This is a genomic window from Parabacteroides sp. HGS0025 (assembly GCF_000969845.1).
GTDB classification, from domain to species: Bacteria; Bacteroidota; Bacteroidia; order Bacteroidales; family Tannerellaceae; genus Parabacteroides; species Parabacteroides gordonii.
In genome coordinates, this window is sequence record NZ_KQ033902.1 from 364,526 (window position 1) to 390,714 (window position 26,189).

Consider the following 26,189-nt stretch of genomic DNA (forward strand, 5'->3'; position numbering starts at 1 on the left):
GATAGTTATTTAACGAAATCAGTATAATGTATATTCTCTCTTTCCTGCCCATTCAACAGGATATCTGAAGCTGATTCGAAATCTTCCGGACTCAGGAGGTAAGTTCGTTTGTTACAACTTTTATCAACTTGCAACCGGAGAATTTCTTCCATCATTTTACGCTGATGGTAACGGTTGGTTCCGATATTATTTTCGTGCACAATGTCCATCACGATATCCAGTGCTTTCTCTTTGTGTTCGTTGGCCCATTCCCATCCCCGGATACTGGCGCGTACGAGTTTGGGAATGATGTCCGGGTGAGCCTGGTAGAATTCATCGGTGACATATAGTCCGTCTTCCGGCAGATCATACCCATAGTCGGAGAAGTGCAGCAGATAAGTATCGTCCGGCCGTAGCCCGTATTCAGCCAGTTGCAAATATTCATTGTAACTGCCTACAAGGCATATATCGACGGCACCGGCCAGAAAAAGATTAACACCGCTGTTGAAACGTATCCATTTGCAGTTGAGTTGGTAACGTGCGGAAATACGATCCAGCAAATTCTGGCTCAGATGGTTCCACACGGCTATATCCTTCTGTTTCAGAGATGCAATGTCATTTAACGGATGACGGCTTACCAGCATCAGGCTGTTCTCCTGCGAGGTCTGCATTATATTGATGATCTTAGCACCGGAGGCACGAGCCGTCAGGGCGAAAGACAAGTTCATAACGGCTACCTGGCTTTTCCCGTTCTGCAAGACAGAAAAGGAACTTTCGGAAATGGCCGGATGTATAATACGTACATCGAGCCCTTCTTCTTTGTAGAACCCCATTTTATCTGCCACATAATAACCTGTAAACTGAGCCTGTGCTGTCCACTTTGGTGTGATAGTGATACGCTGTCCCTGTATTGTGGGCACATACAGAAGAATGAGCAACAGGAAGAAAATGTATTGCCTCATCATAGAATCATTAATGTATGGTGAACAGCGATGAACAACCTGTCATATCGAAAATATTGCGGATTTCCGGTAATACGCCTTTAAGTATGAGCTTTCCGTGCAAGCTGTCTACTTTCTTTTGCATCAGGATAAAACAACGCAGGCCGGAACTGCTGATATAGGTCAGTTCTTCGCAATTGAGGATAATTTTTGTTGTGCAGTTATCCAGCACAGGACGGATCACAGATTCGAATTTACGTGCATTCATTGTATCCAGGCGTCCTTCGGCGGTAATAATGACTCCGCCGGCAACTTTACAGATATTGGTATTCAATGTGCTTTCGGGTTCATCGATCGTGCCTAGTCCCTTTGTCAGCATCAGGTAATGTTGTGAACCGTCGGTATGATATGCCACTTCATCCATTGTTCTGAAGATCAGGAAAAAACCGAGTCCTCCGGTAAGCATATCTTCTAAGGATGACTTGTCGGAACCTTCAAGCGGCAGTGTCGGGTCGAAAAAAAGCCCGTTGTTTATTATCATACAGTTAATATCTCCGTTTACCTGGCTTATTCTAAGTTTAATTTTACTCTTCTCTCCATTCGGATAAGCATGGTGGATGATGCAACTGACTGCCTCTTCTACCGCAAGGCAAATTTGTCTTGTAGTGGTGGAAGGCAGGAAAAGAGTTACCCCTATCGATTCTAAGAGTCGGGTAATTCTGATTATTTCTGATAGATCGTTTTCAATGATAATTTCTTTCTCCATTTTCTTATTGAGATAATAGTCTGTGTTTATACCGGGATCATTCGTGATGAGCCGCAAAAATAGGAGGAAAGTTTGGAAAGCTTTGTTTATCTTAGGTGTTTGGTTTTGACAAAAGGTATAAATCTTTTTGCAATTCGTATATTCGAAACTGTTTTACTGTAATTTGAGCCACTCTTTGGGTGTCATTCCTGTTACTCGTTTAAAAGTTCTACTGAAACTGGCGACATGCGAGAAGCCGGATTCGGAAGCTACCACCTCCTGCTTCATTAACGGATTTTGCTGCATTAGTTTTTGTGCATAGCCGATACGGCAGCTATTGATATACTCCGAAAAGGTACATTGGTATTTCTCATTTATCAAGCGGGATATATAGCAACGGTTGGTTTGTATCATCGCCGCTACTTCGTCCAGCCGGAGATCGCTTTTCAGGTATATTTTATCTTCTTCGATCAGGTTGGTAAAAAGAGAAACAAGCCTGGGGTTATAGCTTTTTCTTTCTTCACAATCGTCGGTAAGGGGATTGCTGTTTTGTTCTTCGGCAAGATCGGCTTGTGCAAGCTGCCGGGCAAAGTCTTCCGCCGTATATTGGATATGATAGCCGGCATAGGCCAGTATATAGCTGGAGATGGCGAAAAAGATAAATATCGTATTTACATACAACGGACGCGAGTTATAACTGTTCAGGTCGGCCAGTACGGCTATGAATGTAAGCAGCGAATAGATCCCGGTAGCTGCAAAAATAAAGTAAAAGTTCCGTTGGAAATGTTCGTCTGGATTGGAATAGAACTCCTTTAGCTGGCGGCGATATTTGATGATACGGTATGAAAAGTAAATAAATGCAACCAGCGTTTGAATGCTTATAACTATAATAAAAAGCACTTCATTCCAGAAATATTGCAGTTTAAACAAAGGATAGTCGGCCGGGAAATGCTTTTCTCCATAGTTAAACAGGTAATCACGAGCATAGATGATGGAGTTTTCTTTTCCCATCAACAAATAACCGGTAGCCGTCAACGCTGTTAGTATGAAGGGAGGTGCAAATGCCGGTATGAGCCACCACCGGAAGCTCTTTGTATCCGTCAGCTGCTTGGCATAGACCATGTGGAGCGGATAAAGCATCGGAAGGAAAAATGTATAAATGATGTCCTGCTGATAACGGTTTTCATAATCGGTATCAGATACGAAGAAACTTCCATATATATAAAATACTACAGAACAAAACAACAGATCGATTGCTAAGACCCTCTCGGTCCGACAGCTTTTACCTTTCTTTATCAGCAAGGCGAACGCCCAGAACAGACTGACAAAAGAAGGAGTAGAGAGGATGAAATATTGCAGCATGTATATATGTTACTAGTAATGATTTTGCCCGCAAAAGTAATCAATTCTATATTTTTATATCTTTGCAGAATCAAAAAAATAATGAAAGTGTAAGAAAATCAGATGAGACGAGAACTACAACAGACGGCAGACGGTAGCCATACCTTATTTATTCCCGAAATGGACGAGCATTATCATTCTGTGAACGGGGCGGTACAGGAGTCGCGCCATGTGTTTATTGAAGCCGGATTGCATCATCAGGCTAAAAAAGATATTACTGTTTTCGAGATCGGTTTCGGAACGGGACTGAATGCTTTTCTTACGCTACTCGATGCAGAAGAGAATAACCGTACGGTAAACTATTATTCCATCGAACTCTATCCGCTCGAACCGCAGCTTGTACAGGCTCTGAACTATGGCGAAGTGATCTGCCCCGGAAAGAAAGAACTGTTCAGTGCCTTGCATGCAGCCCCGTGGAACGAACCCGCAAACATCACCGGTCATTTTACTTTACATAAGATACAAGGCGACAATAACAGCTGCGAACTGCCCGGAGGAATAGACCTTGTCTATTTCGATGCCTTCGCCCCCGACAAGCAACCCGAAATGTGGAACCAGGAAATATTCAATAATCTATATGCACACATGGCGGAAGGAGGTATCCTGACCACCTATTGTGCCAAAGGAGTAGTACGGCGTATGATGCAAGAGGCCGGGTATTCCGTTGAAAGAATACCCGGCCCCCCGGGAAAGCGCGAAATGCTTCGTGCTATGAAGTAATTATAAAAGTGCGTCGATCTTAGCTACATAAGCAGGCTTCTGTGCTGCACCAACTTGTTTGTCAACCAGTTTTCCGTCCTTAAAGAACAGTACTGTCGGGATATTACGGATTCCGAACTGGGCAACTACGTCATTGTTGTTGTCTACGTCCATCTTTCCGATGGTAACTTTACCTTCATATTCGGTAGCCAATTCATCGATGATCGGACCTACCATGCGGCAAGGACCACACCATTCTGCCCAAAAATCAATGACCATGGGCTTGCCAGAGTTTACCAACTCTTCAAAATTTGCATCTGTAACTTCTAGTGCCATAATTGTATATCTAATTTAAATTGTTCCCAATAGAGGTGCCAAAAGTACTAATTCTTTCTACACCGCACAACTTTAGCCATTAATTTTAAAATCAATATTTTCGTTCTCCTGAAGGAACTCCACCAGCTTATGCGTTACATTCAGCCGGATATTCTGCGAGAAGAAACTTTGTGAAATATTATGTTCTCCGTCAACCACTCTAAAATATAACAAGCTCTGTCCCGGATTGTTTTTGATCAGCACCGATAATTCATTGACTGTGGGCTCGTCGAGGTCGTGGATCGGCAAGGTGATGCTTATCTTTTCGATCAGCTTGTCTTTTTCGTCCTGCAACAGGCGGATGGAACCGATATTGAAGTCGAGCTCATTCTCGTTCCAGCGGCGGGGCTCTACACGGGCGGTAATGAGCAGGTACATACCGATCTTGCAATACTTGCTGTATTCGATGTAGTTATTACCGAACAGGGCAATTTCGCCACTACCGGTAAAGTCCTCTATCTTAACCACTCCATAAGGTTTCCCCGTCTTGGTCATACCTTCCCGGAAGTCGGTCACGATACCACCCAGCAACATTTCGCGTCCTTTCAGGCTTTCACGGTCGCTGATCTCGGCCATACCCGTATTACATACATAGGTTAATACGATACGGTATTCGTCCAGCGGGTGGGCGGACAGATAGATGCCTATCAGTTCCTTTTCCTTGTTCAGGCGTTCCAGATCACTCCAACGCTGGCAGACCGGAATCTCCGGTTTGGAGATGGCAACAAGCAGGTCGTCGCCACCAAATAAGGAGTTGGCGGCAGAACTCTTATCCATCTGGAATTTATTGCCATAACGCACCAATGTGTCGAGAAAGACTTCGCCTTTACCCGTTTCTGCAAAGAACTGTTCGCGTTGAATACCGAAATTGTCGAAAGCCCCTGCCAGGGCAAGCGATTCGATGTTCTTCTTATTGCAGGAGGAGAGGTTGACACGTTCCACAAAATCGAAAATATTCTTATACGGGCCGTTCTTCTTCCGTTCTTCAATGATATTGAGTACGGCCGACTCGCCAACTCCTTTTACGGCTCCCAGTCCGAAACGGATGTTCTTATTCTTATCTACACTGAACTTCAGGATCGATTCGTTTACGTCCGGCCCTAATACCTGCATACCCATCGCCTTGCATTCGTCCATGAACTTTGTGATATCGACGATATTGGATAAACTTCGGCTCAGTACGGCAGCCATATATTCAGACGGATAGTTCGCCTTCAGGAAAGCAGTCTGGTAGGCCACCCACGAATAGCAGGTAGCATGGCTCTTGTTGAAGGCATAGGATGCAAACTTCTCCCAGTCGGACCAGATCTTTTCGAGTGTCTTGGCCGCATGACCGTTCTTCTGACCGCCATCCATGAACTTCGACTTCAGGTGATTCATCTTGTCGATCAGCTTTTTACCCATCGCCTTACGCAGGGCGTCACTCTCACCACGGGTGAAGTTGGCCAGCAAACGCGACAGAAGCATGACCTGTTCCTGATAGACCGTAATACCATAGGTATCTTTCAGATATTTCTCCATGATGGGGATATCATACTCGATCGGTTTACGTCCGTGCTTACGGTCGATAAAGTCGGGAATATAATCCATAGGCCCCGGACGATACAGGGCATTCATGGCGATCAGGTCTTCAAACTTGGAAGGTTGCAACTCCTTCAGGTATTTTTGCATACCTGCGGACTCAAACTGGAATGTTCCGGTGGTCTTACCGTCGCAATATAGTTTATACGTTGCCGGGTCTTCCAGGCTGATATGGTCGATATCCAGGGTATCTCCGGTCGTCAGCCGGATGTTTTCAATCGCTTCTTTGATGATGGACAAGGTTTTCAGTCCCAAAAAGTCCATCTTGATCAGTCCGGTTTCTTCGATTACCGAACCTTCATATTGGGTAACCAGCATCTCTTCGCCGGTTTCCTTATCTTTGGCGGTACTTACCGGAACCACATCCGATATATCATATCGTCCGATGATGACTCCACAGGCATGTACACCCGTATTACGCACGTTACCTTCCAGCATCTGTGCATATTTTAATGTATCGCGTGCCAGCGGATCGCTTCCGGTTGCCGCTTCGCGCAGTTCGGGCACGTAGTTGATCGCGTCTTTCAGCTTAAACTTCTTCATGTCCGGTATCTTATCCGGCACCAGCTTGGCCAGGCGGTTCGATTCGGAAAGCGGTAGTTTCTGGACACGGGCTACGTCCTTGATAGCCGATTTGGTTGCCATCGTACCGTAGGTAATGATATGCGCTACCCGGTCGGCACCGTATTTTTCCGTTACCCAGCGCAGCACTTCGCCGCGGCCGTCATCATCGAAGTCGGTATCGATATCGGGAAGGGAGATACGGTCGGGATTCAGGAAACGCTCAAACAGCAGGTCGTATTTGATCGGGTCGATCTTGGTGATCCCCAGACAGTAGGCTACAGCCGAACCGGCAGCCGAACCACGTCCCGGGCCTACCGATACGCCCAGTTGTTCGCGGGCGGCGGCAATAAAGTCTTGCACGATAAGGAAGTAGCCGGGGAAACCCATCGTCTTCATGATGTGCAACTCGAAATCCAGACGTTCTCTAACTTCGTCCGACAAGTCTTCGCCATAACAAATCCTGGCACCGTCGTAAGTCAGCTTCTTCAGATAGTCGGCTTCCAGCTTGATACGGTATAGTTTGTCGTATCCGCCCAGTTTCTTTATCTTGTCTTTTGCATCGTCTTCGCTCAATACCACATTTCCGTTCTCATCGCGGGTAAACTCTTCAAACAGGTCTTGTTCGGAGTATTTTTCGCGGTATGACTCTTCGCTGCCGAATTCTTCGGGAATAGCGAAGGTAGGCATGATAGGGCCGCTGTCGATCGAGTAGAACTCTACCTTGTCGGCAATCTCGAGCGTATTGCTGAGTGCTTCCGGTAGGTCTGCGAAGATGGTATTCATTTCGGCCGTCGTCTTCATCCATTCCTGTTTGGAGTAGCGCATGCGGGTCGGGTCGTCGAGGTCTTTCCCCGTACTCAGGCAGATCAGACGGTCGTGTGCCTCGGCGTCTTCCGCATTCACGAAATGGACGTCGTTGGTAGCGATCAGCTTGACATTATGTTTACGTGCCAGTTCGATCAGCACTTTGTTTACTTCCTGTTGTTTGGGATAGGTGGTGCAGTCGGCGTTCGGGTCGTGTGTCTCGTGCCGTTGCATTTCCAGGTAATAATCTTCACCAAACAGATTTTTGAACCATAGGATCGACTCTTCCGCCTTATCTATCCGGTCGTGCATGATGTGCTGCGGGATCTCTCCCCCCAGACAGGCCGAACAGACGATCAGGTCTTCATGATACTTTTCGATCAGTTCATGGTCGATACGCGGACGTCCGTAGAAACCTTCCGTCCACGAGATGGATACCATCTTGATCAGGTTCTTGTAGCCGTTCATATTCTTAGCCAGCACGATCAGGTGGTAACCGCTTCGGTCTTCCTTCGTCGTTTTATTATGCCTTCCGTTGCGTGCACAATAACATTCGCAGCCGATAATAGGCTTGAATATCTTTTTCTTTTCCGCTTCTATCAGTCCCGGCAGCTCCTGAAGGTGTGCCTGTTCTTCGGCGGTAAGTTCTTCTTTTGCTTTGAGTGCTTTGAGTTCTTTTTCAAAACCTTTGATAGCTCCGAGCGGTTTGCTGTTCCTTTTCGAAACTTTGTTGAAGAACTCTTTTATACCGAACATGTTACCGTGGTCGGTAACGGCAATGGCGTTCATCCCATCCTTTTGTGCCTTGTCGATCAAGGCGTCAATAGAGGCTTGTCCATCCAGCAGCGAATACTGGGTATGGACATGTAAATGTATAAATGGTTCCATATCTATGTTTGAAAGACTTTTTATTTTACCAAACAAAGATACTACATTTGTTTGGTAAAATAAATGTAGATTTCCAAAACAGGCCTGTCTTTAACTATCCTGTTTGAAAGTTTCCTCAAACCGTAGCATTAATGCGGGTGGTGTGATCTGGTGTATCAGTTCGTTTTTCACAAACAGATAGTTGCATAGATAAATAATGTTATTAAATGATATATCCATCCGGAGATCATGCTTGATCAGTTCATGCAGGATAAGAGAACGTTCTATCTTATAGAAGGCTTTAGCCAGCTCTTTATCGAAATTGAAAAGAGTGATGATATCCGGCGAAAGCGGTTCGAGGGTGAACCGCAGGCGAAACTTATTCCGCAGCATTCCCGTCCAGTTCCGGCTCTTATAATGCTGATAGGAAATTTCCTCAAACAGTTTGAAGAGCGTACGGTCGCTGGTCTCGAGTGTGGCGTGAATGCCGTTCAGCATGATGGACTCGTCTTCCAGCGATTGCCATTCCTTTTTGCATTTATATCGCATGTTGTGTTCTATTTCGTGCCATCCTTCCGAAAGCGTAGTACGTACCTGTATCTCGAAGGTGGAATCGATCCGCTTAAAGCTTTCGCTATAACGATTCTTCCAGGTGTTGAACTCTTTCAGTTGTTCGTTTTGCAGCCGACAGACCATATTGATACGTACCGGATTGAAATTAGCGATGTCCATCTTGTCATGCTCCAGATCTATCACATCGAAAATAGAGGAGAAATAGTCTATCAGCACATCGATGTCTTCGCTGAAGTACGTCATTACCCGTATCCCGATCACATCCTGAATCAGTTTACCGCTTTCCTGATAATTTTTCCTGTTAATCTTCTCGTTGATAGAATCATTGCTTTTAATTCTTGAGTAGATGCGGTATAAAAGGCCTGTGCGGCCTAAATTCGACTCTATCATTTCTTTCAAATCCTGTTCAATCAGGATCAACCCTTCATAAATCATCGTCAACCTATTAAAATGAATAAATAATAATCGAAACAATCTTTTTGTGTTTCAAATAAACGGGATTATTCCGGATGTTGTCATTTCGGGGGCTTTCTTTTAGATAAAAATAAGAGATAACGGATTCGTCTAACATCTGTTAGTTAATAGGTTACCTTAGCTATTAATATACATATTATTTGCTTGATTTTAGTTATTTTCTACAACTGGTGATGGATGGTGATTATCTATCTGATCTGCATGATCTATGTTTTATTAATACGCCTTCATTGCCTTCATATGGCCTTACGTCTTTTGATTAACAATGCATACAATATGAACCCGCTCGCGCTTTTGCCTTCATACTGCTTTCATTCAGCCTTCATGTCTCGTTTGAGTTTAAATTGATCGCAATGATGAGTTTCTTGTCTTTATAATCTATGGCTGAGAATTAAGGGCTTTGCATAGGAATATTAAGGTGCTGGCATATGACTATTAGTTACTTTTGTCCTCTATTTTGAATAAGTAAGGTATGCTTTACTTATATGTAAGGCTAGTATTGCTAATATGTAAGGCATGCCTTTCTTTTTTGCAAAGTTAATATTACAGATATAAAAGTAGGGAGAAAAGGGAATAATTGTAGGGAAGAAAAAGGTTAGTTTTCCCGTGCAAAGGGCTTGGTTTTCGTGAGGCATTTTATTTGGATATAGAAAGCTATTTCCTGTCCTCGGAATAATGCCGATATAGAAGGTGGAAAAGATAAACTATACGAAGACCCATGAAGGCCGAATGAAAGCGATATGAAGGCGAAAGAACAAACGGGTTCATATTGTATAGATTGTTAATCAAAAGACATAAGGCCATATGAAGGCATGAAGGCGGATTGTGTATAAACTTTTTTCGTCTCATATATTAATGTACGCATTCGTACATTAAATTTAAATTTGACTGCGCAGTGATATCGGACAAGAATCAACCCAAAAAAGAATTTGATCAATGATACGTTAAAATGATAGAAGAAGTATCATCATTAGAAAAAAAAACTATCTTTGCTCGTAGAAAAGTGTATTTAGTATGAAAAAGATCGGATTGGTAATTATTTTGGTGATGTTGATGATCGTGCCGGCCACTGCACAGGTTACGTTTGGTGTGCGTGGGGGATTGGCCTATTCTTCTTTGGTGCAGAAAATAGATAATAATTATCGGTCGGGAGCACGTTTCGGATTCAGTGTAGCCGGACTTACAAACATCCCTTTATATAAAAGGTTGTCGTTGCAGCCGGAAGTCGCTTTTGTGCATCAGGGTGGAAATTACCTTTCCAATATACCGGATGAAGAAGGTACCGGACGTCTTTATCCGAAAACTAAATGTAACTACTATTCTATTCTTGTGCCTGTCAATCTGGTATATACCTTCCAGTTTACCGATGTTTATTTCAGTGTGATGGCTGGCCCTGCTGTCGATTTCTCCCTGTTTGGAAAAATGCGGACAAAGGAGAATGTGGATACCGATATCGTTTTCGGCAAATCCGGCGAAGCTGATCTTCAGACGTTCGATCTGGGAGTTAACCTCGGATTGCAGGTGGAATACTCTAATTTCTTCTTTTCCGTATCCGCCCTTTGCGGAACGCTCGACCGCCGTACCTCTAAACATGACGGCGAATCATCACTCTATCAAAATAATGTAACTTTCTCGTTGGGGTATTATTTCCGTAAGTAGCAAATACATTATAATAAAAAAAAGCCCTGTGCTTAACACAGAGCTTTGGCTTATATTCTGAAAAAGAAATTCTTTTTATAAATCGTCCAGCCATTTTTTGCCCGGTTTAGTGTAGAGCCAAGCAAGGAAAGCTCCGGCAACCACACAACCTACCATGAAAAATAAAACTAATCCATTCATATATAATCTATTTTAATATTTTATTGCCAATCCACGCTAATAAATATGTAAACGAACCACCAAATACAATCATCAGCCAACCACTGGAATCACTTATATCCTTTTGAAGAATAAGCATTTCTCTCACGTTCCCATATTACAAATATACGAATTAATAAAAGACGCGGAATCTTTTTACCTTAAAAATGTGTGTTCATATTTAGTATCCTTTCTCTCTTAACGGTTCATAATGAAAAAGATGTACAAAAGTTTTGTATTTCGAAGAAAAGCCGTACCTTTGCAAGCCGAATATTATCAAATTGTACTAAGGGTTTAGTTTTTAGCACATTATTACGTCAAGTGTCCGTAGTGATAATGGTAGTGAGAAACTAAGCGCTTGTTTTTTAGAGTTATTAATTAATTAATTTTTTAAGCAGTGGATACTTTAAGTTTTAAGACCATTTCTGCAAACAAAGCAACTGTAAACAAAGAGTGGGTCATCGTTGACGCTGATGGACAGACTTTGGGACGTCTTTGTGCAAAAGTAGCAAAACTTTTGCGCGGTAAGTATAAACCCAATTTCACTCCTCATGTTGATTGTGGTGATAATGTAATCATTATCAATGCAGATAAAATCGTTCTGACTGGTAACAAGTGGAACGACCGTGTTTATTTGAGATATACCGGATATCCCGGTGGACAGATCGCATATTCTCCTGCAGATTTGATGCAGAAGGGCGAAGATCGTCTGTTCAGAAAAGTAGTAAAGGGTATGTTGCCTAAAAATCGTCTGGGTGCAAAGTTACTGGGTAACTTATATGTATATGCAGGAACAGAGCACAAACACGAAGCTCAACAACCTAAGTCAATCGATATAAACTCACTTAAATAATAACTATGGAAGTAGTAAATGCAATAGGAAGACGTAAAGCAGCAGTTGCTCGCGTATTCGTAAGCGAAGGAACGGGAAAGATAACTATCAACAAACGTGATCTTGCAAATTACTTTCCTTCTACAATCCTTCAGTTCATTGTTAAGCAACCGCTTGCAAAGCTGAATGTTGAAGAACAATATGACATCAAGATCAACCTTGACGGTGGTGGTTTCAAAGGTCAGTCAGAAGCTGCTCGTTTGGCTATCGCTCGTGCTTTGATCAAGATTAATCCGGAAGATAAACCTGCGTTGAGAGCAGAAGGTTTCGTAACTCGCGATCCTCGTGCTGTTGAACGTAAGAAACCGGGTCAGCCAAAAGCTCGTAAGAGATTCCAGTTCAGCAAACGTTAATGTTATTTGTGAGTTTCTTACAAGGACAAAGCGTTTAGTATCTAAATTGTCGGGATTTCTTTTGCATGCAGACATGCCGGAGAACTACCTGATAGTTGAAAATTAAACAGAAAGTAAACGATTTAAAAAGAAAAAAATGTCAAGAGTTAATTTTGATCAGTTATTAGAAGCTGGTGTACACTTCGGACACTTGAAGAGAAAGTGGAATCCCGCTATGGCTCCTTATATCTTTATGGAGCGCAATGGTATTCATATCATTGATTTATATAAAACAGTTGCTAAAGTAGATGAAGCAGCAGAAGTAATGAAGAACCTGGCTAAACAGGGAAAGAAAGTACTTTTCGTTGCTACTAAAAAACAAGCAAAACAAGTTGTCGCTGATAAGGCTGCTTCTGTAGGTATGCCTTACGTTATCGAACGCTGGCCGGGTGGTATGTTGACTAACTTCCCGACTATCCGTAAAGCCATCAAAAAGATGACTACTATCGATAAGATGACAAAAGACGGTACATTTGATAATCTGTCAAAAAGAGAAAAACTTCAGATCACTCGTCAGCGTGCTAAGCTGGAAAAGACTTTAGGTTCTATCGTAGACCTGACTCGTCTTCCGTCTGCTTTGTTCGTTGTTGACGTAATGAAAGAACATATCGCAGTTCGCGAAGCTAACCGCCTGGGTATCCCTGTATTCGGTATGGTTGATACGAACTCTGACCCTAACAACATTGACTACGTGATCCCGGCTAACGACGACGCTACTAAATCAGTAGAAGTTATCTTAGGCGCTATCTGCGAAGCAATGAACGAAGGTCTGCAGGAACGCAAAGCTGAAAAGATCGATACGGAAGCTGTCGGCGAAGGCGAAGCTCCCAGAAGAGATCGTAAGGCAAAAGCTACTGTAAAGAAAGAACGTACTAAGAAAGAAGACGAAGAAGCGTTGAACGCAAATGTTGCTGGAAAGTACGCTAAAGATATCGAAGAATAATTTAATTGACAATTGACAGTTGACAATTGACAATTAGAATATAAAATACAATGGGCAATAGGCTTTTGACAGTTAAGTTCTTAGGACTTGTCAATTGTCCATTGTCCATTGTTGGTTTTTAGAATAGTATAAACAATTAAATAAGGAAATAAGATTATGGCTGTAACTATGGCTGATATTACCAAGCTGCGCAAAATGAGTGGAGCTGGTATGATGGACTGCAAGAAGGCGTTGACCGAATCTGACGGTGACATCGAAAAAGCAATGGAAATTATCCGTAAAAAAGGACAGGCTATCGCTGCTAAGCGTTCTGACCGTGACGCTGCCGAAGGTTGCGTATTAGCTAAAAAAGATGGCGGTTTCGCTGCTACTATCGCTTTGAAGTGTGAAACTGACTTCGTAGCTAAGAACGAAGATTTCATCGCTTTGACTCAGGCTATTCTGGATGCTGCTGTGGCTAACAAGTGTCAGACATTGGATGAAATAAAAGCATTGCCTATGGGTAATGGTACTATCCAGGACGCTGTTACTGACCGTAGCGGTATCACTGGCGAGAAAATGGAACTGGACGGTTACAACGTAGTAGAAGGTGCTTATACAACTGTGTACAACCACATGGGTAAGAACCAACTTTGTACAATCGTTGCTTTCAATAAGGAATCAGAAAGTGTTGCTCACAACATCGCTATGCAGATCGCTGCTATGAATCCTATCGCTATTGACGAAGCCGGTGTTCCTGAATCTGTAAAGGAACAGGAAATCCAGGTGGCTATCGAAAAGACTAAAGCTGAACAGGTTCAGAAAGCTGTAGAAGCTGCTTTGAAGAAAGCTGGTATCAATCCTTCACATGTGGATAGCGAAGACCATATGGAAAGTAATATGTCTAAAGGCTGGATTACTGCTGAAGACGTAGCAAAAGCTAAAGAAATTATTGCTACTGTTTCTGCTGAAAAGGCTGCTAATCTGCCGGAACAAATGATCCAGAACATCGCTAAAGGTCGTCTTAGCAAATTCTTGAAAGAAGTTTGCTTGCTGAACCAGGAAGATATCATGGATGGCAAAAAGACTGTAGCGGAAACAATGAAGGAAGCAGATCCTGAATTGAAGATCGTTGCTTTCAAACGCTTCACTTTGCGTGCTGAATAATTTACAGCGGTAAATAAGATAATAAAAAAGGCTGTCCATTGCGGACAGCCTTTTTTTATGAGGTTTCGTTGATTGTTATTTCAATTTTGCCAACGCAGCTTTGATACGTTTGATTGCTTCCACGATCTTTTCGTCGCTGGTAGCATAACTCATACGGATACATTCGGGAGCACCGAAAGAAGTTCCGCCTACACAAGCTACGTGCGCTGCATCCAGCAGGTATAATGCCAGGTCGTCAGCATTTTTGATGGTAGTCTGACCGTCTGTTTTACCGAAGTAGTAACTACATTTCGGGAACAGGTAGAAAGCTCCTTCCGGCTTGTTGATTTCGAATCCCGGCACATCTTTAGCCAAAGATACGATCAGGTCGCGGCGGCGTTCGAATGCTTTACGCATTTCTTCAACCGGAGCCTGTGTACCTGTATAAGCAACTTCAGCAGCCACCTGCGATACGGAGCAAGGGCCTGATGTATATTGTCCCTGTAGTTTGTTTACGGCTTTAACAATCCATTCCGGGCCGGCAATGAAACCGATACGCCAACCTGTCATGGCATATGCTTTGGAAACACCGTTTACAATAACGGTACGATCCTTCATGCCTTCAACAGAAGCGATACTGTGGTGTTTGCCGATATAATTGATATGTTCGTAGATCTCGTCGGCAATAACGATAATTTCCGGATATTTCTTCAATACTTCTGCCAGACCGGCCAACTCTTCTGCACTGTAAACAGAGCCTGTAGGATTGGAAGGAGAGCAGAGGATCAATGCTTTTGTCTTCGGTGTGATAGCTGCTTCCAACTGAGCCGGAGTGATTTTGAAGTCCTGCTCGATACCGGCCGGAACAATTACCGGCGTACCTTCAGCCAGCTTAACCATTTCAGGGTAACTAACCCAGAACGGTGCCGGGATAATTACTTCGTCGCCCGGATTCACCAATACCAGGATCGTATTACAAACGGATTGTTTAGCTCCGTTCGCACAAGAGATTTGATTGGCTGTATATTCCAATCCATTTTCATTCTTCAGCTTGGCAACGATCGCATTGCGTAATGCGGGATAGCCCGGAACCGGTGAATAACGTGAGAAGTTGTCATCTACCGCTTTCTTAGCTGCTTCCTTGATGTGATCGGGTGTGTTGAAATCAGGTTCTCCCACACTCAGGTTGATAACATCGATACCTTGTGCTTTGAGCTCATTGCTCTTTTGAGACATCGCCAATGTTGCTGAAGGCGATAAACTTGCTAAACGATCTGAAACTTGTGTCATGACACTGCTGTTTGTATAGGTTATTTTAAATTGTTGCGACAAAAGTAATTAATAATCGGAATCCTTGCAACAAATTGCTAATTATTTGATGTTGTGAAGTACATGTCCCATACGCTCCTTCTTTGTCTTCATATAAAACTCGTTATATTTGTTAGGAGTTACTTCGATAGGAACATTTTCCGCAATCGTCAAACCGTAGGCTTCGAGGCCGACACGTTTTATCGGATTGTTGGTCATCAGGCGCATTTTGGTGATACCGATGTGTTTCAGTATCTGTGCTCCGACACCATAATCGCGCTCGTCAGCCTGGTGTCCCAGATGCAGGTTGGCATCTACCGTATCCAATCCTTCTTCCTGGAGTTTATAGGCTTTCATTTTATCCATCAGGCCGATACCTCGTCCTTCCTGGTTCAGGTAGACAATGGCGCCGCGTCCTTCTTTCTCGATCATTTTCATGGCTCTGTGAAGCTGTTCGCCGCATTCGCAACGCATCGAACCGAAGATGTCGCCGGTGGCGCAGGATGAATGAACCCGTACCAATACAGGTTCTTCACCGGAGATATCTCCTTTTATCAAAGCGATATGCTCCAGTCCGTTGCTTTTCTGGCGGAACGGGATCAGATGGAAATGGCCGTATTGTGTCGGCATATCCACTTCCACGCCTTTGTCGACGATCGATTCAGTCTTCAGCCGGTAAGCGATCAGGTCTTTGATACAGATAATTTTGATATCGAATTTCTTCGCAACTTCTATCAGTTGGGGCAGACGGGCCATTGTTCCGTCTTCATTGATGATCTCGATCAGAGCTCCGGCGGGAAAGAGTCCGGCCAGGCGAGCCAGGTCGACTGCCGCTTCCGTATGTCCGGCACGGCGAAGTACCCCGCGTGAACGGGCGCGAAGTGGGTTGATATGTCCCGGACGTCCCAGATCAGAGGGTTTCGTCTGGGGATCAGCCAAAGCGCGGATCGTTTCTGCACGGTCGAACATGGAAACACCGGTTGTACAACCGCCGCCCAGCTTATCGACAGTCACAGTGAAAGGAGTTTCCAGCATAGAGGTGTTTCTGGCAACCTGCATGTCCAGATCCAGTTCCTGGCAACGTTCTTCTGTGATCGGAGCGCATAAGACGCCGCGACCGTATGTCATCATGAAATTTACTTTTTCGGGAGTTATCTTTTCTGCAGCAACAATAAAGTCTCCCTCGTTCTCGCGATCTTCGTCGTCGACTACGATCAGGAATTTTCCTTCGCGGAAATCTTCAATTGCTTCTTCGATGGTGTTTAATCTGAAATCACTCATATCGTTTTTAATTTTTAGTTTCTAAGCTCTTGATCATATCTTCCAGTTCACGGCTTGTCTTTTGTACCACCTGTATGTCATGGCGCAGTAATTTACGCTGATAAGTGGCAAGCAGATAGATCGGAAGTCCTATCGGAATGAAAATGCCGAGTGCCAGCCCGATCTTGCCGTTCAGGTTGGCGTTCAGTTGGTTGTATCCACCTATAACCGGGTAGTCCATTAGTTTATTCAGCAACAGATTCTGGTCGGAATTGGCCAGCTCTTCGATGATGCCGTCCATTTCTGCTGCCAGTTGTTCGGCAGTATGATCTTTTCCTCCCTGTCTCCAGAAAGTGATATAATTAAGCCAGCGTTTGTGACCTTTTAAATAGCTGGCGCAATCATTAGCCAGTTTATCCAGGCGCGGAAGAATTGCCCCGTAATCGGGAGTGAAAATGATCACTTCTTTTTTCTCCACCTTACGTCCTGAACGTTTTCCTATAAGGTTCTTCAATGCGTTCAGATAAGTGTCGGCATTCAATATCACACTGTCGTTCACCGCCTTGTAAGTCAGGAATATACCCAATGGAGCTAATACGGCCGAACTCAACCACATTCCTTCCCATGCTTCCCATACTCCGTCGCGGGCCATCTTGAACCCGATATTATCTACAATATAATAGAAGATAAACAGGATCACGGAAATCACCACAGGCATACCGAGTCCTCCTTTACGGATAATAGCTCCCAGCGGAGCGCCGATAAAGAAGAATACCATACAGGCAAATGACAAAGTGAATTTTTTATGCCACTCGGTCAGGTGGCGGCGTACTTTATAGGCTTCATCCCCCATTGTGGCCGCTTTAAAATAATAATCAGCCTTTACGCTTTCTATATTCGATTTAGCACGAACCAGCAATGCGGCCTTGCCACTCGCTGGCTGCGCTTGATACAGACTGTCGAAATCGATTATTATAGCCGGCTCATCCTGCTTCTTTTTCAGTGAATCGGTGTTGTTGACCTGGCTGCTTCCCGCCTGGTTGCCCTCTTCTCTTTTAGGTTTGGAGAATGTACGGCGATAAGACATTTCGTAAACGCTTTTCGCATTCAGGGCTTTTATGCTGTCGAGCCTGACAGTCATTGAGTCGATGGAAGTCTGCAAGTCATTCAGCTTTTTCCCCATATACTGGTTTTGCATGAATGATTCATCCGTACGGGTGAAGTTGGCATCGAATTCAATAAGAATTTCTTTCGTACCGAAAGTTTCCCTTCGGTATGGCACGGCAACTTTGGCTCCCGCACTACCGGTTTGGTTTTTCAGGTTCTCAAACGATTCACCGTTAAAAAGCGATAAGACAAGGAATAATTTATCCGCCGATGTTTTTAACCGTCCGGAATCCGCTTTGATAACACGTGCATTGTTGAAGCCGTCCGAGTAATCATAGATCATGACGTCTTTCAGCAACCCCGTCTTATTATCTTTTTGTTTTACATATACATTATATCCTGTGATCTCTCCATAGAATACGCCTTCCGGAATATCCAGTTCAGGCGACTTCTGGCGCATGGAGTAGAGTAGGGAATATAATTTGACTTGGACAACCGGCATCGCATTGTTCTGGAAAAAGAAAGCACCGATACTTATGATACCGATCGTAATCATAAGCGGTCTCATTATATGTATAAGAGATACTCCGGCCGATTTCATCGCCAGTAGTTCCAGGCGTTCACCCAGGTTTCCGAAAGTCATTAGAGACGCAAGCAGAATAGCCAATGGTAAGGCCATCGGGAGGAGGAATAAAGCAGCATAAAAAAACATTTCGCCGAGCACAGGGATTCCCAGTCCCTTTCCCACCATGTCGTCTATGTACCTCCAGAGGAACTGCATTAGTACAATAAACAGACAGATACCGAAGGTCATAATGAACAACGGCAGGAAAGTCTGCAGCATAAATGTATATAATCGTTTTATCTTCAACATTACCTATCCGGGTTGACGGGGCAAAAGTAGTGTAAAAAACGATAAGTACATGACATAAATCTCTAAAACAACCTAAATACCGAGTGTACGTTTCAATTCATAGACTTGCGAGTCCCATAAATTGATTGAGTCTTTCTTTTCGTCCGGCTCGGCAAAGTCGGTAATTTCAAGAGCGGTTGCTCCGGTAAGTTCAACAGTGTGAATTAAAAATTCGAAGTAAACAGTGTCGTCATCCTCGTCTGCCCATCGGTAACGGATACTTATTTCCGGTTTTACAGCCAAAACTTCGGCTTCCTGCTCATCTCTGTCCCACTTAAAAATATAGGTGTTGTTGTTGATAGTGACATCATCAGCGAACCACGCCGAAAGTCCGGGAGGGGTAGTGAGGTGATTCCATAAACTTCGCCGCGAAACTTTATCGAAAACGTATTCGATATGAAACTTCTCTTTTTTCATCTTTCATGCTATTAATTGCGGAGCAAGATAGGCAAAAGATTGCTATTTGCCAATATTCTCAGGATAAAAAAACTTCTAATTTTTAACGGCTTAGCTGAAAGCCCCGAAAAATAAACGATTTTTTTTCGCCAAACTGTTGCATAATATAAAAATAACCTCTACTTTTGCAGCGTCAATAAGGAAAAATGACAACATGATGGCGAGATAGCTCAGCTGGTTAGAGCGCATGATTCATAATCATGAGGTCCCCGGTTCAATCCCGGGTCTCGCTACAAAATAAAGGCTTACAAGAAATTGTAAGCCTTTATTGTTTTTACTTACCTGTATGTTTGCCCTTTACCACAAATAAGTTTTTTAGAAAAAATCCTGTAAAAAGTTTGTAGAAATAATTTTTCTTGTATCTTTGTCATATAATAATAGTACAATGTTTGTATAACACAATATATAATTATATGATCAAGTTCTTATTAGATTATTCCAGCGGCGTACCGGTATACCGTCAGATTATCGACCAGATTATATTTGGCATAGCATCCGGACAGCTCAAATTGGGGGAACAGCTTCCTACGGTCAGGGCACTTGCTGTAGAGTTAAAGGTGAATCTGAATACGGTGTCTAAAGCTTATAAAGAATTGGAGATCAAAAATATTCTGGAGACCCAGCAGGGAACCGGGACCTTTATCAACAAAACAGAGAATGTGATGCCGGAAAGGGAAAGAGAAGATAAACTGAAAGAAATTTGTATACAATTTTCTTCTGTTGCTTTCAGTTACGGTTTTAGTCTCGATGAAGTGATTAAGGAATTGAAGAACATAGAAACCTCTAAAAAATAATAGATATGACAACAAATGTAATCAACAAGGGATGGTTTAATCCTATTTCTTTTTCCGTATTGCTGGTATTGATTTTCGTATCGGTTGTTCTGTATGCTATGGAAATAGTCAATACGCAGATCTTTCTGCTTTTGATCATTTTTGCCGGATTGTTGGCTTCTTCAATCCGTATTGCCGATCAGTGGGAGCGGGCGGTAGTGTTGCGCATGGGTAAATTCAAAGGATTAAGAGGCCCCGGCCCGTTTATGATAATTCCTGTTATCGACAGTGTGTCTGCTTATATCGACCAGCGTGTGCGGGTGAGTGCTTTTAAAGCAGAGCAGACCCTTACCAAAGATACGGTGCCGGTAAATGTGGATGCTGTTGTGTATTGGACGGTATGGGATGTCGAAAAAGCCGCATTAGAGGTACAGGAGTATCAAAAAGCGATCGAGCATATTGCTCAGACCGGTTTGAGAGATACGATCGGTAAGCACGAACTATCTACTCTCTTGCAGGAACGTGATAAAATAGCCGAAGATTTGCAACATGTTTTAGACCGGAATACGAATCCCTGGGGTATCACATGCCAAACCGTAGGTATCAATGATATTGCCATACCTCAGGATCTGGCCGATGCCATGAGTAAGGAAGCACAGGCCGAGCGTGAAAGAAGAGCACGTGTTATTCTGGGAACGGCCGAGACAGAAATTGCCGAGAAATTCGAACTGGCCAGTCGAAAGTACACCGATAATCCGGTGGCCCTACATCTCAGAGGTATGAATATGCTATTCGAGGGCTTGAAAGAAAAAGGCTCTATGGTGATCGTCCCTAGTTCGGCACTTGACTCCATGAACTTGGGTGCTATGGGTGGATTGGTTTCGTTGGCAAAAAGCAATGAGGCATTTATGCACGAATAATTTATATTTCTTCGAAGAGAATTTTAAACCGGGTACAACCATCCTCTGTTGTCAGGCTGAACTTGCAATGATGGTTGGTTAGGACTTCCCGGACAAACATCAGGCCGATCCCCTGGCCGGACGATTTGGTGGTAAAGAAGGGGGTGAAGAGTTTTTGTCTGGTCTCTTCGCTCATTCCGGGGCCATTGTCCTCTATTATAATGGATAACGGGGATTGATATGTATAGATATGTATCTTCCCGTTTTTCCCGATCGCTTCGTAGGCATTTTTGATGATATTGACCAGGACTTGCTCAAACTGGATGCCGTCTACATGGATATATTGATCTTCTTCCGTCAGCGATAGAGTCAGTTCTATATCTCTCTGGCGGCATTCGGCGCTGGTCAGTGCATATACCGAACGAACCTGTTCATTGAGGGAAATAGGAGAGAGGGTAGGTTCCGGAATACGGATAACCTGCGCCAGATTGCTGATAAAACTGGCCAGATGTCCGCAACGGTCGAAAGAAGCCTCGACAGCAGGCAGCACATAATCCCATTTGCTGTTTTCTTCCTGCCTGAAAATATCGGTAACGACATTCAAAGTAGAGCCGATCGCCCCGACCGAATTATTTACTTCGTGAGACATCATCCGGATGATACGTTCATACGAGTCCTTTTCTACTTTCTGCAATTCGTGCGTGATCTCTTCTATCAGTATAAAAGGATGATTGAATCCCTGGTCGATAAATGACGAATGGCTGCAACGATACACTTTGTTTACCGAATTACGTACCATCATATCACTGCCCAGTTTTAATTGAGCCAACGCAGGAGCCAGGTCGAATGTGGATTCTTTAAAAGTCTTTCCTTTGATCTCTGAAATATCGGAAATATTCAACACATTCAAGCCCGAAGGATTTACTTCTACGATCTGTTTATCAAAATTCAGGATAACGATACCCTGCGGTGATGCGTGAATCAGCAGGTCAAGGAACTGATTCTTTTCCCGTACGGCCAGCCGTTCGCTCCGCAACTGCGAGATCATCCGGTTGAAAATCCCGATCAACTCGTTGGCGTCTTTATTCCTGACCGCACGTAAATGAGTGGAAAAATCCTGGTCTTTCAGAAGTTGCATCCCGCTCAGCAGGATATGGTAAGGCTTGACCAACATATGATATATAAATGCAGCCAACAGAAGGGATAGGATGGCGATACATTGTACAACCCAGAAAGGTATCGGCTCATCCCGGAAGAACAAGAGCCCTATGCCGCTCGATATGCAGGCGATAAGTGCAGCAATCGTCCAGAATATCCACTTCGACTTCATTCGGGGAGTTTAATGTCGTATTTTTCAAGGCGACGGTATAAAGTCTGCCTGCTCAGTCCTAATGCCGTAGCGATTTTGGAATGATTGCAACCATATAACTCGACCGCTTTTTGTATCATGTTCTTTTCCACCATATCCAGGGAGAGGATCGCATTCCCGCCTGTCGGTTGACCGGCAGGAACCTCGATATATTGCTTTTTGAAATCGACATCCGTAATGATTTCTTTACCGGAGATCAGGATTGTACGCTCCACCAGGTTCTTCAGTTCGCGGATATTACCGTGAAACGGCAGTTTCTTCAGAAAACCGAATGCCTCCTGTGAAATTTTAGCCGGAGGCAGATTGTTTTGCTCCGCCTGCTTACGGGCAAAATAGTCGACCAGTAAGGGTATATCCTCTGTCCGTTCGCGCAAGGCCGGCATCTGTATGGTGATCAAGTTGATGCGATAGAATAAGTCTTCCCGGAATACACCTTGCGCTACCATTTCCGGAAGGTTCTTGTTTGTCGCACAGATGATGCGCGTATCCACCTGCCTGGGTTTGCTTTCTCCCAGCGGCTCGAATGTCTGATCCTGCAAAACCCTGAGTAACTTTACCTGGCAAACCAGATCCAGCTCCCCGATCTCATCCAGGAAGATCGTACCTTTGTCCGCCAGTTCAAAACGCCCGATCCGGTCGTGGCGGGCATCAGTGAAAGCCCCCTGCTTATGTCCGAACATTTCACTTTCGAACAATGATTGCGAAATACCTCCCAGATTGACCTTGACAAACGGTTTGCCCTGCCGGTTACTGCTTTCGTGGATCGCTTCGGCAATCAGTTCCTTGCCTGTGCCGCTTTCTCCCGTGATCAGGACAGGGGCATTTGTACGGCTGATGCGTGTGATCGTGTTAAGAACCTGTTGCAGAAGGACGGATTTTCCGATGATCTTATCAAAATTATCCGCCCTTTCCGTCTTTTCAGGTCTTTGTTCCAGCCCTTTTTCTTCGCTCTCCTGCAGTTGTATGGCTGTTTGTATTGTTTTCAGCAAAGCCAGGTTGTTCCAGGGCTTGGTGATAAAGTCGAAAGCCCCGGCTCGTATACCCTGAACGGCAAGATTGATGGAACCCCATGCCGTGATCAGGATAACCGGGATGGCAGGACAGAATATCCGTACCTTGGCAAGCAATTCCAAACCTTCTTCCCCGGTAGTCGTATTGCTATAATTCATATCCATCAGGATCAGCTGCGGACAGGTGTGGCGCACGAAGTCGATGGCCTCCTGCTGGTTCGCAGCCGTTGCTACCTCATACCCGGCACGTTTCAATACCAGTGTAAGCGAAGTCCGTACCGTTACGTCATCATCACAGATAAGTATCATAGCTATTAGTATTATTTACCAAAGTTACTAAATTTATTCGTCCCGTAAAGCCTCTGCCGGTGGAATCTTCGCAGCCTGCCGCGCAGGATACCATACGGCTATCAGTGATACGGTGGCCAGAAGACCGAAAGTCAACAGGTAATTGATAAACTCCTGTTCTACCCCGATTCCTGCGTCCATCCTGTTGGAGATTGGGATATCCAGCAACTCCAGTAGTTCCGTTTGTCCGATATTAAGGCATATATTTACGCCCACCACGCTGGCAATGAATAATATCAGCAACGTCTCACCGAAAATCATCCGTTTCACTCCTTGTCTGGTTGCTCCCAGGGCTAGCCTGAGACCTACCTCGCTCCGGCGTGCCTGCGTACGATACCAGAATGTCCCGATAATCCCCAGGAATATATTCAGGATCAGGAATGTTGTAATAGCATATATTCCGTTCAACTCGTTTGTGGGCCAGTTTATTGTTTTGGCACTTTCGGGAGTCGAGAAAATGGAAGCCATAAAATAAGGGCCTAGCATCAGTTGTTCCCTCATTTCCCGGGTAAACCGTTCGGCGAAATCTTTGTCCGCTTCCGGACTTATACGTATATATATCTGTATATCCGACAGGTTGTACTCTTCTTTTTTCAGAGGTTGTATCATATTACTGAAAAAAGATTCGAAATAACTGTCCTTCATCTTGTCGGTAGTCCCGATCACCGTATAAACGGTTTTGTCGATATCGGTGGAGGTCAGTTTTTTTATTTCCGATAGTTCCCGGGAATAATCATGCGATCCGAATTTCCCGTCTCGGCTGGGGCTGATTATGATCGGGTTTGTTCCCGGTATTCCCCACCGGCTGAAATCGCTTACCGTACTTTTAACTTTAAATACATCGAAGAAACCGTCTGTCACCCACCTCATGCGTAAGTTTACCATATCGGTCGTATCTTCATTAATATGAAAACTACTCATATAATTCGACCAGCCGAAAGGTGCTCCCCATTTTGAGAAACTTACGCTTTCCACTCCCGGATAATTTTTTACCCGGCTCAGAAAAGTCATAGCCAATGCCTGTTTGTCTATTTCTTCCGTTTGTCCGTCCTCTGCCGGGTATACCGCACTATTGGCCGGTTTCTCCTGCATATTGATCTCATAGGTATTCTCTATATCGAAACCGCTTCGTTCGAAATAGCATTTCCCCATATAGAAAAGGTAATCGACGCAAAACCATAGCACGCAGAATACAAGAATATATTCCAGGGTGATCCACGCATTCGTTTTACGTTCGTTCCAGATTATTTTGAATATGTGACGTATCATAATTATTTGTCATTTTGATTGAGTGAATTAATAATCTTCATCCGTGAAGCCCTGTAAGCCGGTATTCCCGCAGAAAGCAGGTTGATGACCAGGCATACGGCAAATACAGCCAGTAAGATCGGAATGGAGATCAGCGTATCGGCCGGTATCACGCTGCCGGACGGAATTCCGAGCAACCAATCCCGCATCCGGAAAATTACGATGTACGACAGGATCAGACCGATCACTCCGCCGATTAGCGAGGTAATCAGGTTTTCAAAGAGAACCTGTATCAGGATGGTATATCTTTTCGCACCGAAAGCTTTCCGGATCCCGATTTCTTCCGTCCGCTTTTTTATGCGTGAAAGACTTAGCCCGGAGAGGTTGATAGCCGGTATCATTAACAGTATCAGTAGGATGAAAATCATTTTCCTGTTTTGTATGACGATGGACTGGGCAATTTCTTCGACATTGTTTCCCCAGATACTCTTCTGGTAGAGTTGGTTGTTCAGCGGGCCTTTGATAAAAAGAGTCCAGGGGAGATTTTCCGAATTATATTTTTTCTCCATATTCCTCACCTCTGCCGTTATAGCAGCGAAGTCGCTCGTTTTTTCAGCCAGCATGGCCACGTTAAAATACAAATCCTCTTTTTTCAGGGATGAATAGGGAGCCCATAATTCACCATGAGCCAGTCTGAATACAGGCGAAACATCTTCTACAACCCCTATGATCCGGTAAGGTTTGAAGTTGATCAGGATTGTTTGTCCGAGCACTGTCTCTCCCTTGAACACTTTTTTTCCCAGCGATTCACTTATGACTGCTACCGATATTCCGGAAGTAAATTCTTCTTCGCTGAACGGCCTGCCTTCTATAAAGGAAAATGAAAATATTTTCCAGTAAGTCGCGTCTGTCAGTCTCTGATGTGCATTTATAATCTCGCTTGAACCTTCCCGGCCGGTCAGCGTAGACGGGCGGGAAGCTAAAGAAGTGAAGGCTGAAATATATAAGGGAGTCTTCAGCGGATAAAGATAATCTTTCACGATATCATACGACAGGGTACCCGATTGCCAGCTGTTTTTTGTCGTATCTTTTTTCACCTGATAATTGGTATGCAAAGTTCTTTCCCTGTTTATTTCCGGTGGTGCACTGATACCTTTTATCTCATCGGCAACGATGATTGTCATGATCATCATGATTGCCAGTGCTGTTCCCATAATAGCTATCATGCTGATAAACTTATTTTGTTTCAGCATCAGCAGTGCCTGTTTGAAATATATCTTGTACAT

22 protein-coding genes and 1 tRNA gene are annotated in these 26,189 nt (G+C 44.0%); 9 read left to right on the forward strand and 14 right to left on the reverse strand.

Annotation, left to right across the window (positions count from 1 at the left end; all coding sequences use genetic code 11):
- Positions 1-5: 5 nt before the first annotated feature.
- The 3 genes from HMPREF1212_RS01190 to HMPREF1212_RS01200 all read right to left on the reverse strand — a co-directional run bounded on the left by HMPREF1212_RS01190 (position 6) and on the right by HMPREF1212_RS01200 (position 3,027).
- On the reverse strand, positions 6-944 hold the full coding sequence (locus HMPREF1212_RS01190) for an ABC transporter substrate-binding protein (RefSeq protein ID WP_046148140.1): 939 nt from the start codon (positions 942-944) through the stop codon (positions 6-8).
- A gap of 7 nt (positions 945-951) precedes the next feature.
- Positions 952-1,686: an anti-sigma factor antagonist gene (locus HMPREF1212_RS01195; RefSeq protein WP_028729890.1), complete on the reverse strand. Its 735-nt coding sequence runs from the start codon at positions 1,684-1,686 to the stop codon at positions 952-954.
- A 153-nt stretch (positions 1,687-1,839) separates the two neighbouring features.
- Positions 1,840-3,027, reverse strand: a complete 1,188-nt coding sequence (locus tag HMPREF1212_RS01200) for a helix-turn-helix domain-containing protein (RefSeq protein ID WP_046148141.1) — start codon at positions 3,025-3,027, stop codon at positions 1,840-1,842.
- Between the two features lie 102 nt (positions 3,028-3,129).
- Here HMPREF1212_RS01200 and mnmD point away from each other — a divergent pair, with 102 nt between their 5' ends.
- Positions 3,130-3,786, forward strand: coding sequence for a tRNA (5-methylaminomethyl-2-thiouridine)(34)-methyltransferase MnmC2 (mnmD, locus tag HMPREF1212_RS01205; protein WP_046148142.1), 657 nt, complete (start codon positions 3,130-3,132; stop codon positions 3,784-3,786).
- Here the strand turns inward: mnmD and trxA are convergent, their stop codons facing one another.
- From trxA to HMPREF1212_RS01220, 3 genes are all read right to left on the reverse strand, one after another.
- Positions 3,787-4,101, reverse strand: coding sequence for a thioredoxin (trxA, locus tag HMPREF1212_RS01210; RefSeq protein WP_028729887.1), 315 nt, complete (start codon positions 4,099-4,101; stop codon positions 3,787-3,789). It lies immediately after the preceding gene.
- 72 nt (positions 4,102-4,173) lie between these two features.
- Entirely contained in the window at positions 4,174-7,977 is a 3,804-nt protein-coding gene (dnaE, locus tag HMPREF1212_RS01215; RefSeq protein ID WP_046148143.1) for a DNA polymerase III subunit alpha, read from the reverse strand.
- A 90-nt stretch (positions 7,978-8,067) separates the two neighbouring features.
- The gene (locus tag HMPREF1212_RS01220; protein ID WP_052349923.1) at positions 8,068-8,964 is read right to left on the reverse strand and encodes a hypothetical protein; all 897 of its coding nucleotides are present in this window, start codon (positions 8,962-8,964) and stop codon (positions 8,068-8,070) included.
- Positions 8,965-10,017: 1,053 nt separating this feature from the next.
- Between HMPREF1212_RS01220 and HMPREF1212_RS01225 the strand changes: the two genes are divergently transcribed.
- The 5 genes from HMPREF1212_RS01225 to tsf all read left to right on the forward strand — a co-directional run bounded on the left by HMPREF1212_RS01225 (position 10,018) and on the right by tsf (position 14,233).
- Positions 10,018-10,662 (forward strand): porin family protein, encoded by a 645-nt coding sequence (locus tag HMPREF1212_RS01225; protein ID WP_028729884.1) that lies wholly within the window; start codon positions 10,018-10,020, stop codon positions 10,660-10,662.
- Between the two features lie 595 nt (positions 10,663-11,257).
- Entirely contained in the window at positions 11,258-11,713 is a 456-nt protein-coding gene (gene rplM, locus HMPREF1212_RS01230; protein WP_028729882.1) for a 50S ribosomal protein L13, read from the forward strand.
- A gap of 5 nt (positions 11,714-11,718) precedes the next feature.
- Entirely contained in the window at positions 11,719-12,105 is a 387-nt protein-coding gene (gene rpsI / locus HMPREF1212_RS01235) for a 30S ribosomal protein S9 (RefSeq protein WP_028729881.1), read from the forward strand.
- Positions 12,106-12,241: 136 nt separating this feature from the next.
- Positions 12,242-13,087, forward strand: coding sequence for a 30S ribosomal protein S2 (gene rpsB / locus HMPREF1212_RS01240; RefSeq protein WP_046148144.1), 846 nt, complete (start codon positions 12,242-12,244; stop codon positions 13,085-13,087).
- Between the two features lie 156 nt (positions 13,088-13,243).
- Positions 13,244-14,233, forward strand: a complete 990-nt coding sequence (gene tsf / locus HMPREF1212_RS01245; protein ID WP_046148145.1) for a translation elongation factor Ts — start codon at positions 13,244-13,246, stop codon at positions 14,231-14,233.
- Between the two features lie 75 nt (positions 14,234-14,308).
- Here the strand turns inward: tsf and HMPREF1212_RS01250 are convergent, their stop codons facing one another.
- The 4 genes from HMPREF1212_RS01250 to HMPREF1212_RS01265 form a co-directional block, all read right to left on the reverse strand.
- A complete protein-coding gene (locus HMPREF1212_RS01250; RefSeq protein WP_046148146.1) occupies positions 14,309-15,502 on the reverse strand; it encodes a pyridoxal phosphate-dependent aminotransferase in 1,194 nt (397 codons plus the stop codon).
- 81 nt (positions 15,503-15,583) lie between these two features.
- Positions 15,584-16,801, reverse strand: coding sequence for a bifunctional 3,4-dihydroxy-2-butanone-4-phosphate synthase/GTP cyclohydrolase II (locus tag HMPREF1212_RS01255; protein ID WP_028729877.1), 1,218 nt, complete (start codon positions 16,799-16,801; stop codon positions 15,584-15,586).
- 7 nt (positions 16,802-16,808) lie between these two features.
- Entirely contained in the window at positions 16,809-18,731 is a 1,923-nt protein-coding gene (locus HMPREF1212_RS01260) for an LptF/LptG family permease (protein WP_046148147.1), read from the reverse strand.
- Between the two features lie 102 nt (positions 18,732-18,833).
- Positions 18,834-19,217 (reverse strand): START-like domain-containing protein, encoded by a 384-nt coding sequence (locus HMPREF1212_RS01265; protein ID WP_046148148.1) that lies wholly within the window; start codon positions 19,215-19,217, stop codon positions 18,834-18,836.
- A gap of 198 nt (positions 19,218-19,415) precedes the next feature.
- On the opposite strand from HMPREF1212_RS01265, the gene HMPREF1212_RS01270 reads away from it, so the two are divergent.
- The 3 genes from HMPREF1212_RS01270 to HMPREF1212_RS01280 all read left to right on the forward strand — a co-directional run bounded on the left by HMPREF1212_RS01270 (position 19,416) and on the right by HMPREF1212_RS01280 (position 20,949).
- Positions 19,416-19,489, forward strand: a tRNA-Met gene (locus HMPREF1212_RS01270).
- Positions 19,490-19,669: 180 nt separating this feature from the next.
- Positions 19,670-20,050: a GntR family transcriptional regulator gene (locus tag HMPREF1212_RS01275; RefSeq protein WP_028729874.1), complete on the forward strand. Its 381-nt coding sequence runs from the start codon at positions 19,670-19,672 to the stop codon at positions 20,048-20,050.
- Positions 20,051-20,055: 5 nt separating this feature from the next.
- Positions 20,056-20,949, forward strand: coding sequence for a slipin family protein (locus tag HMPREF1212_RS01280; RefSeq protein WP_046148149.1), 894 nt, complete (start codon positions 20,056-20,058; stop codon positions 20,947-20,949).
- A gap of 1 nt (position 20,950) precedes the next feature.
- On the opposite strand, the gene HMPREF1212_RS01285 is transcribed toward HMPREF1212_RS01280, so the two are convergent.
- The 4 genes from HMPREF1212_RS01285 to HMPREF1212_RS01300 are packed head-to-tail and all read right to left on the reverse strand — an operon-like array spanning position 20,951 to position 26,189.
- Positions 20,951-22,258, reverse strand: a complete 1,308-nt coding sequence (locus HMPREF1212_RS01285) for a sensor histidine kinase (RefSeq protein ID WP_046148150.1) — start codon at positions 22,256-22,258, stop codon at positions 20,951-20,953.
- Positions 22,255-23,616, reverse strand: coding sequence for a sigma-54-dependent transcriptional regulator (locus HMPREF1212_RS01290; protein ID WP_046148151.1), 1,362 nt, complete (start codon positions 23,614-23,616; stop codon positions 22,255-22,257). Before HMPREF1212_RS01290 ends, HMPREF1212_RS01285 begins: the two co-directional genes overlap by 4 nt.
- A 33-nt stretch (positions 23,617-23,649) precedes the next feature.
- Complete coding sequence (locus HMPREF1212_RS01295) at positions 23,650-24,924, reverse strand: ABC transporter permease (RefSeq protein WP_046148152.1); 1,275 nt, start codon at positions 24,922-24,924, stop codon at positions 23,650-23,652.
- A 2-nt stretch (positions 24,925-24,926) separates the two neighbouring features.
- Positions 24,927-26,189 (reverse strand): ABC transporter permease, encoded by a 1,263-nt coding sequence (locus HMPREF1212_RS01300; protein ID WP_046148153.1) that lies wholly within the window; start codon positions 26,187-26,189, stop codon positions 24,927-24,929.